The organism is Lyngbya sp. CCY1209, assembly GCF_055795065.1.
Window position 1 is genome coordinate 1 of sequence record NZ_JAYFER010000281.1, and the last position, 1,316, is coordinate 1,316.

At 52.4% G+C, this 1,316-nt stretch carries 1 protein-coding gene; it reads right to left on the reverse strand.

From position 1 onward, the window contains the following. Positions 1–208: 208 nt before the first annotated feature. On the reverse strand, positions 209–1,213 hold the full coding sequence (locus AC0QHF_RS08380) for a CobW family GTP-binding protein (protein ID WP_324703751.1): 1,005 nt from the start codon (positions 1,211–1,213) through the stop codon (positions 209–211). Positions 1,214–1,316: the final 103 nt, after the last annotated feature.

Genomic DNA, 1,316 nt, shown 5'->3' on the forward strand with positions numbered 1-1,316 from the left:
GCTTCCTTGGGAAGGAGGACTCATCTCAAAGTCCCCCTTTTCAAGGGGGATTTAGGGGGATCGCGTCCCGCTTCCTTTGGAAAGGAAAGCTTCTCAAAGTCCCTCTTGTCAAGGGGGGATTTAGGGCGATCGCGTCCGGCCCCTTTGGAAGGAAGACCGCTCTCAAAGTCCCCCTTTTTAAGGGGGATAATGGGGGATCTTCTCCAGTCTACTCCATCGACGATCGCTCGATCAAACAATCTTCCAACGCATTTTGTAAAGCTGCGCCGTCCAGGTGGCGGCCGATGAATACCAGTTGATTCCGAGGGGAAACGATATCACAATTCGGGGTGAGTTGATAGCGGTTGCCGCTCAATTGCAGCAGGTGACAGGATGTATTTCCCCCGTACCAAATGAAGCCTTTGGCGCGAAATACCGTCGGGGGCAAGCGATCGCTCAAAAAGGTCTGGAATTTTTCGACGCTCAACGGGCGATCGCTCTCAAAGGTGACGGACACGAACCCATCATTTTCCAAGTGTTTGGATTGGGGTTTTTGCAGGTTCAAACGGGAGAGGGCGTTCAAATCCGGGTGGTGGCATTCGATGCCCAAAATGGCGGGGAGGGGGATTTGTCCGTACTCGGTGGGGAAGATGCGGGCGTCGGGTTTGATCTGGCGGATATCGGCTTCGACGCGATCGCGCTGTGTTGGCGACACGCGATCGGCTTTATTCAATAAAATGATATCGGCCCAGGCGATTTGACTCAACACCGCTTCGCTGCCGAATAAATCGGCGGAAAATGTCTCCGCATCCACCACCGTCAACACCGAATCCAACCGGGTCAAATTTCGCAATTCCGTCCCCGAAAAGGTCATGATAATCGGCAACAGGTCGGCGATGCCGGTGGTTTCGATCAGGATATAATTGATTTGGGAATTGCGCTCTAAAACCCCGACCATTGTCTCGGCGAGGCGATCGTTGAGGGTGCAGCAAATGCAGCCGCTGCTCAACTGCACCATATCGTCTTCGACGGAAACCAAAAGCTGTCCGTCAATATTGATCTCGCCAAATTCATTGACGAAAACCGCGACTTTCAGATCGCCCCGGTGGTTGAGGATGTGGTTGAGTAACGTGGTTTTTCCGCTGCCGAGAAAACCGGAGATCACCGTCACGGGAACTCCCACATCTAAATGGCTCAGGCGATTTTCGATCTGCACGGTTTCCGCTCTGTTCATATCAAATCCAGTTGAATGCCCGGAAAAAAACGGGTTGGATATCAAGACCGCTTGGGAATCAATTCCCAAGCTAACAGCTCAAATCATCTGAAGATGATTGGGG

Bases quoted from the DNA above. Each gene is read 5' to 3' on its own strand.
- AC0QHF_RS08380 (WP_324703751.1), bottom strand. From the start codon at position 1,213: ATGAACAGAGCGGAAACCGTGCAGATCGAAAATCGCCTGAGCCATTTA.